11 protein-coding genes and 1 rRNA gene are annotated in these 8623 nt (G+C 36.1%); 1 reads left to right on the top strand and 11 read right to left on the bottom strand.

Annotated elements, in window-relative coordinates; translation table 11 throughout:
• Window positions 1–227: 227 nt before the first annotated feature.
• Window positions 228–503 carry a transition state genes transcriptional regulator AbrB gene (locus tag C7437_RS15075; protein ID WP_053592248.1) on the top strand — a complete coding sequence of 92 codons (276 nt, stop codon included), beginning with the start codon at window positions 228–230 and terminating at the stop codon, window positions 501–503.
• Window positions 504–547: 44 nt separating this feature from the next.
• Here C7437_RS15075 and rsmI read toward each other — a convergent pair whose 3' ends face one another.
• The 11 genes from rsmI to rrf form a co-directional block, all read right to left on the bottom strand.
• Window positions 548–1426 (bottom strand): 16S rRNA (cytidine(1402)-2'-O)-methyltransferase, encoded by an 879-nt coding sequence (gene rsmI / locus C7437_RS15080; protein ID WP_111440838.1) that lies wholly within the window; start codon window positions 1424–1426, stop codon window positions 548–550.
• The gene (locus tag C7437_RS15085; protein WP_111440840.1) at window positions 1398–1691 is read right to left on the bottom strand and encodes a GIY-YIG nuclease family protein; all 294 of its coding nucleotides are present in this window, start codon (window positions 1689–1691) and stop codon (window positions 1398–1400) included. The genes rsmI and C7437_RS15085 overlap by 29 nt, the downstream gene beginning before the upstream one ends.
• On the bottom strand, window positions 1678–2424 hold the full coding sequence (locus tag C7437_RS15090; RefSeq protein ID WP_111440842.1) for a tRNA1(Val) (adenine(37)-N6)-methyltransferase: 747 nt from the start codon (window positions 2422–2424) through the stop codon (window positions 1678–1680). The genes C7437_RS15085 and C7437_RS15090 overlap by 14 nt, the downstream gene beginning before the upstream one ends.
• A 64-nt stretch (window positions 2425–2488) precedes the next feature.
• Window positions 2489–2842, bottom strand: a complete 354-nt coding sequence (yabA, locus tag C7437_RS15095) for a DNA replication initiation control protein YabA (protein WP_425450573.1) — start codon at window positions 2840–2842, stop codon at window positions 2489–2491.
• A gap of 14 nt (window positions 2843–2856) precedes the next feature.
• Window positions 2857–3687: a PSP1 domain-containing protein gene (locus C7437_RS15100; RefSeq protein ID WP_111440846.1), complete on the bottom strand. Its 831-nt coding sequence runs from the start codon at window positions 3685–3687 to the stop codon at window positions 2857–2859.
• Complete coding sequence (gene holB / locus C7437_RS15105; protein WP_111440848.1) at window positions 3680–4693, bottom strand: DNA polymerase III subunit delta'; 1014 nt, start codon at window positions 4691–4693, stop codon at window positions 3680–3682. Before holB ends, C7437_RS15100 begins: the two co-directional genes overlap by 8 nt.
• A gap of 53 nt (window positions 4694–4746) precedes the next feature.
• Window positions 4747–5187, bottom strand: coding sequence for a YaaR family protein (locus C7437_RS15110; protein ID WP_111440850.1), 441 nt, complete (start codon window positions 5185–5187; stop codon window positions 4747–4749).
• A gap of 19 nt (window positions 5188–5206) precedes the next feature.
• Window positions 5207–5536, bottom strand: coding sequence for a cyclic-di-AMP receptor (locus C7437_RS15115; RefSeq protein ID WP_111440851.1), 330 nt, complete (start codon window positions 5534–5536; stop codon window positions 5207–5209).
• Window positions 5537–5583: 47 nt separating this feature from the next.
• Entirely contained in the window at window positions 5584–6225 is a 642-nt protein-coding gene (tmk, locus tag C7437_RS15120) for a dTMP kinase (protein WP_111440852.1), read from the bottom strand.
• A gap of 2 nt (window positions 6226–6227) precedes the next feature.
• Window positions 6228–7649 carry an aminotransferase class I/II-fold pyridoxal phosphate-dependent enzyme gene (locus tag C7437_RS15125; protein ID WP_111440853.1) on the bottom strand — a complete coding sequence of 474 codons (1422 nt, stop codon included), beginning with the start codon at window positions 7647–7649 and terminating at the stop codon, window positions 6228–6230.
• Between the two features lie 745 nt (window positions 7650–8394).
• Window positions 8395–8510 (bottom strand): 5S ribosomal RNA (gene rrf, locus C7437_RS15135).
• Between the last annotated feature and the right edge of the window lie 113 nt (window positions 8511–8623).

An 8623-nucleotide genomic window follows, 5' to 3' on the forward strand; every position in this document is an offset into this window, starting at 1 on the left:
AAACAAGTAATTATAATTAATATCCCCAAATAATTACTTTTACTTATAAATATGCATCAAATATATGTCATTATTAGTGATATATAATGTAATATTAATAAAAATAACATTTCTTCTTCTAAATTAATAATTGACGAAAATGGTATTTACTGGTATGATAGATTACATGAAAGAGATATATGTCGAATTTTGACGAATAATATAACCTCTTGAAAGGAGAAAATATAATGAAATCTACAGGTATTGTTCGTAAAGTTGATGAATTAGGTCGTGTTGTTATTCCTATAGAACTTCGCCGTACATTAGGTATTGCAGAAAAAGATGCTCTTGAAATCTATGTTGATGACGACAAAATCATCCTTAAAAAATACATGCCTAACATGACGTGTGCTGTAACTGGTGAAGTATCAGATGATAACCTACGTCTAGTTGGCGGAAAACTAATTCTTAGCCCAGAAGGCGCAGAATTATTAATTAAAGAAATCCAAAGCAATCTTAAATAAGAAATGTTAAACATCCGCCTTCTATTAGAAAGCGGATGTTTTATTTATTCTACGTGATAACTTTGATATACATCTCTTTTGGATAACCCTCTTTGAATCGCTGCTTCTTTTATTGCCTCTTTTGATGTACACTGTTTTTCTTCCATTATATGGTTCACATGCTGTTCTATCGTTAAAGCTTCCCAATAAGGAACTTCTGATGATTCATTCTCTGCTTCATTACTTCCTTCAAGAACAATACAAAACTCTCCACGAATTTCTGCTTGTTCTACCCATTCCACAGCTTCATCAATTGTCCCTCTTAGAAACTCTTCAAACTTCTTGGTCAATTCTCTTGCCAGTACAATTCGACGATTTCCGTCCATAATCGTTTGCATATCTCTTAGTGAATCTTTTAAGCGATGTGGAGACTCATACAAAATAATAGACTCCTGTCTCTTTTGCAACTTCGAAATCTCTTCTTTACGCTCTTTTTTATTTCTACTTAAAAAACCATAAAAGAAAAATGGTTGTGTTGATAATCCTGATGCTATTAGTGCACTAAGCGCTGCATTTGCTCCTGGTATCGGGACAACTGCAAAGCCTTCACTGACAGCCTTTTCTACGATATCTGCTCCCGGATCTGAAATACAAGGTAATCCTGCATCACTTACTAACGCAACACTTTTTCCTTGTCTAAGTAATTCTAATAATTTTTCTCCACCTACTTGTTGATTGTGATCATGATAACTTGTTAATGGTGTATGTATTTCAAAATAATTACATAGTTTTTTTGTATTTCGAGTATCTTCTGCAGCAATTATATCTACTTCTTTTAGTATTCGAATGGCACGCATCGTCATATCTTCCAAATTACCGATGGGAGTAGCAACTAAATACAAGCAACTGCCCTGTTCATGCTCTGTCGATTTCTGAGATTTCATCGTTTACCCGCTTTCCCATATAGTGAATTTTTTGCTTTCTTGTTAATTGCTTAAATGCATATTCAGCTTGCATAGCTTCTGTTTGCGTTTTGTATACTTCACTATGAATACAAGTGACTGGGAGTCTTGCTCGTGTATATTTTGCTCCCTTGCCTTCATTATGAACAATAATTCTTTTTCTCAAGTCATTTGTATAACCAGCGTAGAAGGAACCATCCCCGCATTCCAACACGTAAAATGTATGCTTTTTTTCATTTTTTTCCATATAGCATCTCATTCACTTCTTTGGTATACTCCCCATTCTCTTCATATACATATAAAGGCGGTAATATTTTTAAATCGGGTTTACCATCTTTAATTGCTTCTATTAATAATGTATTTGCCTCTTTTCCCTCTTTCGGATAGACAAAGCGGATTCGTTTCGGTTCTAAACGATTCGCTCTCATAGCAGTAACAATATCGAGAAGTCTTCCGGGGCGATGAACAAATGCAGCTTTTCCACCTTGCTTCAACAATTCGCTAGCAGAGCGAACAGCTTCATCTAAAGTAAGATGAATTTCATGCCGTGCAATCGCTAAATGTTCTTTTAAGTTCTTTTCACTTGCTTCGTGTGCAGGGAAATAAGGGGGGTTACACGTTACAACATCGTACTTTTCTGAACCAATTTCTGTTGAAATCCCTTTTACATCGCCTAATTTAATTGAAATTTGTTCTTCCAGCTTATTATACTGAACACTTCTTTTTGCCATATCAGCTAAACGATCTTGTAACTCAATTCCTATAATTTCAGCTTCTGTTCGGGCACTTAAAAAAAGAGGAATTACACCGTTTCCAGTACACAAATCAACTATTTTGCCTCTTTTAATGGGTACATATGCAAATCTAGAAAGTAAAACCGCATCTAGAGAAAAGGAAAAAACAGAAGGACTTTGAATGATTCGTAAATCTTCTGCCAATAAATAGTCAAGCCGTTCATCATTCTGTAACCATTGATCCATAATATGAATACCTCCAGCAAAATAAAAGACTGACACCCACTTATGAGTGGCATCAGTCAAATGATCATATATTTTGTTTACTTAAAAATGACAAGCAAAATAGACAATCTTCGTCTTTTCGAGAACTACCAAAGTGAACATTGCACACATGATGGCCTTCTTGATATAGACGTGCTAAATTATCATAGCCTTCTCCTACATCGCTCTTGTTTAACTTTTTTTCTTGTTTTTTTTCAAGTAATGCTTCTTTTTCAAGTATTTCATCAAGCCTTTGTCTCAAATGTGCATTTTCTTGTTGCAGCGCATGACGTTCCTCTACCATTATCGCTACAAATTCCTTTAAAGCATGAAATTGCAGCTGCGTGGACTCTAATTGTTTTTCAAACTCTGAAATTGTATCAAAATAATTTCGCTCCATCACACACATTCACCTCATTGACCTGACCATTGTACTGGATTTTCTGCATAGTTTGAAATTTCTTCTAATGTGTATTCTAATACTCTTTGAGGATCTTGTAACTCAATCCGTAATACACGTTCTAAAATATTCATACCAACAACTTTTCCAAGACCATCTGGAGTTTCTATTTTGTCACCAAAATCTGGCATTTGTTCTTTTGCTAATTCATACTCATCATTTTCATACTTCAAACAACACATGAGTCTACCACAAAGACCAGAAATTTTAGACGGGTTCAACGACAAATTTTGGTCTTTCGCCATTTTAATAGAAACAGGCTCAAAGTCTCCCAAAAACGTTGAACAACAAAGCATACGCCCACATGGACCAATACCGCCTAACATTTTCGCTTCATCACGAACACCAATTTGTCGAAGTTCGATTCGGGTTCTAAAAACAGAAGCTAAATCTTTTACTAAATCACGAAAGTCTACTCGACCTTCTGCAGTAAAGTAAAAAATAATCTTGTTTCTATCGAATGTATATTCAACATCTACAAGCTTCATTTCTAGTTCTCTATCCAAAATCTTTTCTGTACCTAAAGCCAGAGCTTGAGAAGATTCTAGACGATTCTCTTCAACTTGAATTCGATCTTTATCTGTCGAAGGCCTAACAACTTGCTTTAAGGGAAGAACGACATCGTGTTCCCCTACTTCTTTAATCGGAACAACTACTTTACCGTGTTCTACACCTCGAGCAGTTTCAACTATTACGTAATCATTCTTCTTTAAATCAAAATCGATTGGATCAAAATAATATATTTTACCCGCTTTTTTAAAGCGAACTCCTACAACATTATACAAAAGTAATTCCCTCCTGCAGGTTTAGCATTAACTGTTCCATCATCAGTGTCCGGTTCATATTTTTATGCAAATTTTCTTTTGCATGCAATATCATTTCTAAGTGCTTTGACAATTGCTCATAGGTTGTATGTAGCGCAGCCTGTTGCCAATAGTGAATCATATCCGGATAAGTACAAACTGCGATGGCACTTGCTTTTATAGCAACTATATCACGATACGCAAATAGTAGTAAATCTAATGCCTGTTCCGCCTGTTCTTTCTCTTTTAGCAAAGGACCAAAATCTTCATGAATACACATGAGTGCATCCTGAACACTTTTTCCACTCGCTTCAACCAATTTTAACACTGATTTCCTCGCAAGTCCAAAATGCTCGTCTTTCGCTAAAGTAATCGCTTCTTCTACTTGATTCGTCATTTTACTCACTGTGGAAGCCATTGAATCTGTGATTCCTTCTTCTACTAATTTCTGTTTTAATAAAGATTGTGGCATAGAAGCTAAACTAAAATGCTGGCATCTGGAAAGTATTGTTGGAAGAAGGGCATGAATTCTATCTGTTAATAAAATGGCGGTTATTTCACTCTGGGGTTCCTCTAAAAATTTCAATAGTGTATTTGATGCACTTTGATTCAATTGATCCGCATGGTATATAACATAGATTTTTCGTCCAGTTTCCATGGCAGTTTTACTCATTTCGTGTATTAAATCATCAATTTGAGCTTTTTTTATGTTTTGTCCATCCGGCTCTAATTGCATAAAATTTAAATGGTTATTTGATTTTAACCGTTTACATGAACGACATGTTTCACATGGAACACTTTTTGTCGAATTTTCACATAATAATAACTGAACGAAAAACTGCATGACCTTCGTTTTTCCAGTACCTTTAGCACCCTCTATTATATAAGCATGTCCTATGCGTTTTCTAAATACAATAGACTGTAGTTGTTTTATTGTTTTAGATTGTAGTTCTTCTATACCTTGAGTGTCCCAGTTTTCGATGTACATCACCTTCTTTTTTAAAAATCCCGTGTTCTCGCATTATGCGAAACACGGGAAGCTTACGTGTACAAATTGATAAGTAGACCTTTAATTTCCCCAATTTTATCTAACAAATCGATTGAACTTTTTTCGCTATTTAAAATTTCTTCTGCTAATTCAATTAATTTTTCATCAATTGTTTCGACAATCTTTAATTTTCGACCTTCTCCAAAGCGATTCCATGTATGAGATTGTTTTAAACCCATTCCAAAGTCTACTGCTTCCTGCAAAAATTTGCGGATAAGCATTTTATACTTTGCCATATCACGTAAATTTCTCGATCTTGCAAGGCGGTCTCCCGCTGAAGATATATCACCTAAAAGCCTAGTCATTGTATCTGTCTGCATTCTTTGTTCATGTTTTGTAATAATTTGCCCAAACCTTGCAGATTGCGCACCATTTGACAGATTATCTTTTCTTCTATTATCTATTCCTACTCTTAAATCTTGATTTATTTTCATTATTTATTACCTCATCTCATTAGAAATGATGGAATTGTTCTATTGGCAGAACAAATACTGTTGCTCCTCCAACCTCAACCTCCACCGGATAAGGGATGTATGAATCTGCATTTCCTCCCATTGGAGATACTGGGGCAACCATTTGCTCTCTTGCTCTACAATTTTCTCGGATGAGCTCTAGGGCGCTTGAGACTAACGAATCCTCTGTACCGATTAAAAAAGTAGTATTTCCGGATCGTAAAAATCCACCTGTGCTTGCAAGTTTAGTAGCTCTAAACTTCGCTTTTGTTAAAGCATTTGATAAACGATTGCTATCCTGATCTTGCACTACCGCCACTACTAATTTCATCCATACTCACCCCTGTTCATTCTTTATTCCTTCTATTATAACATGAATTATCTAATAATTTCTAATTCCTGTTTTACCACTTTATATACTTCTTCTAATACTTCCTCTATTGAGCGATTTGCATCAATTACTTGAATGCGTTTTGGATATCTTTCTACAAGTGATAAATACCCTTCTCTTACCTTCTCATGAAAAGCAAGACTTTCTACATCTAGTCGGTTTTTTTCTCGACCCGAATGTGCATCTATCCTTGCAAGTCCAATTCTTGGTTCTATATCAAACAGAATGGTTTTATCTGGCATCATCTCACCAATTGCAAATTGGTTAATAACCAAAATCTCTTCTATACCAATGCCTCTCGCGTGTCCTTGATATGCCAAGGAACTATCGATAAATCGGTCACAAATAACAATTTTCCCTGCATCAATGGCTGGTTGAACTTTCTCAACTAAATGTTGTCTTCTAGCAGCTGCATATAATAATGCTTCTGTGCGGCTATCCATCATTGTATGCTCAGTATCTAGAATTATGTCTCTTATCTTCTCAGAAATTGAAATCCCACCAGGTTCTCTAGTCATAACGACTTCATATCCTTCAGCCTTTAATTTATCTCCAAGCAGGTTCATAACAGTAGTTTTTCCTGCACCTTCAGGACCTTCACTTGAAATAAAATAACCTTTTTTCGTCACAATTATTCCTCCACTACATATATTAAACTTTCTTCCAATCGATGTTCTCCTTGAAATAATGCACCTTTTTCAATCCATTCTTCTAATTCTGTTAAGATAGCAATTGTAATTTTTTCTCCTACTACTATTAAAGGAATTCCAGGCGGGTAGGGGATAATCATTCCTTTTGCAATTCTACCAATAGAACGGACATATGGTATCCACTCTCCTTGCTTCCCATTTAATACATCGATACTCATCTCTAATGTAGACAATGAATTCCTACCACTTGGACATATATCCTCTGGGGAATTAGGGGTAAGCTCTCTTAACTCGTCTACTGCAGACTTCAGACGTTTTCTAACATTAGCAAAGCCATACTCCTGCTCTGCCTTGAGTAAGGGTAATATTAAGAGAACTTGATATGTATCCGCTAACTCGACAAATATATTCTGAGCCTCTAATGCCTTTTGTACTTGAAATCCAGAATAATTCCCAACTCGGATTAATAGCTTGAGTGGATCATCTACTTGTATTACTTCAAGCAATCCAATCATTTCCAAGGCTTCTATAAATAACTTTCGTTTATATGTAAACTGTTTATAGTCCATCTCACTATATCTTTCCACATAACTTCGTGCATCATCCAAAGATGCTAATAAAAGATAGGACGGGCTGCTAGACTGTAGCATTCTTAAATACTTATTTACTTTATTTACATCTATGAGTGTCGATTGTATATGTAAAAAAGAACCCATTGTTAGTGCAGGTAATGTTTTATGAGCTGACTGCACAACTACGTCTGCTCCGTAAGCTAGTGCAGATTTAGGGAATCCTTTATGTGCACGAAAATGCGCCCCGTGAGCTTCATCGACAAGAACCGGAATATTTTTTGAATGACATAGTGCTATAACTTCTTCTAATTCTGAAGAAACAACACCATAGTAGTTCGGATAAGTTAATACTACCACTTTCACCAATGGATATTTTTCTAATGCCTCTTGAATAAGCGCTAATGAAACAAAAGTTGCTGTTTTAGTTCGTGTATCCCATTCCGGTGATATAAAAATAGGTTCTACTCCAACTAATTCAATTGCATGGAAGATAGACTTATGTGCATTCCGTTGGACTAAAATCTGTTCTCCAAAATGGCAGGTGGCATAAATCATTGCTAAATTCCCTACCGTTGATCCATTAACTAAAAAGAAACTTTTTTGAGTTCCATATACTTGTGCAAGTAAACCCTCTGCTTCTTTTATTGCTTCTTCTGGATGATGATAATCATCTAGGCCATGTAGCTCCGTGAAATCATACTCCATTGCCTTTTTCATTCCAGATGGTAAGTTTGATAAGAGTCCATTCTTATGTCCTGGTACATGAAATGAGATGGGTTTATTGCTATGAAATTTTTCTAATGCTTCGACTAATGGACGCTTCTCTTGCATGTATTATTCCCTCACAATACCGTTCATATTTCCTTATTCTATTATACATAAGAAAAGCGCAAGCGCCTATTACTGCGGAAGGCAGAAAATGGGGAATTGCGCTAGAGCTAGACAATTACTATGCAGAGATTTCATATACTTTTTTATCTCTTAAGAAAGCTGCTAAAGCGTCCTTTTTTCTATGTGGACTTTTTGGTTCGCTTTGGACGAAACTTATGGTAATAGGTTAAACGAGAAAAAGATAGATGAGCTATGTGACTGCGTCACGTAGCTCATCTATCTTTTTCAGTCATCCTATTACGATTGTTCGTCCGTCGCTCCCCTAAAACATCAAAGAAAAAAGGGCAAATGCTTTTGGGAATAAAAGAAGAGATTCTTTTCTACGTAATAAAAAGCGCCTAAAGATACAATTTCAGGCGCCATCCACTTTCCTACATAAGATACTAGAAATAAATATGACTCTGTTTAGAAGTGTCACTAAAAAGGAAGGAGCATTCCTCTAAGTAAAAGGGGACACGGCAGCCGAAATGGCATCTTCAGCGTCCTTATTTGAAAGGATGCATTTCCTTTTTTCTTAACCAAAGCTTTTACACAATGGCTACGACTCATTTTAGAGAGCGGCAGACTAGTCGTTCGCACATAATGATTAAAAAGAGGTAGGAACTTAAGAAAATTCGGTAAGGTGATATTATTTTCTATACAAAAAAGGTTATTACCGATTTCTCAGTAACAACCTTTTTATAGTGCCTAGCGACGTCCTACTCTCACAGGGGGAAACCCCCAACTACCATCGGCGCTGAAGAGCTTAACTTCCGTGTTCGGGATGGGAACGGGTGTGGCCTCTTCGCCATCGTCACTAGACAATGAGTGCTTGTTCACTCAAAACTGGATAAAAGACATTGATTTTACGTATTCATTATTTGGTTAAGTCCTCGATCGATTAGTATTCGTCAGCTGCACGTGTCGCCACGCTT

It is taken from the genome of Psychrobacillus insolitus (assembly GCF_003254155.1).
In the GTDB taxonomy this organism is placed as follows: domain Bacteria; phylum Bacillota; class Bacilli; order Bacillales_A; family Planococcaceae; genus Psychrobacillus; species Psychrobacillus insolitus.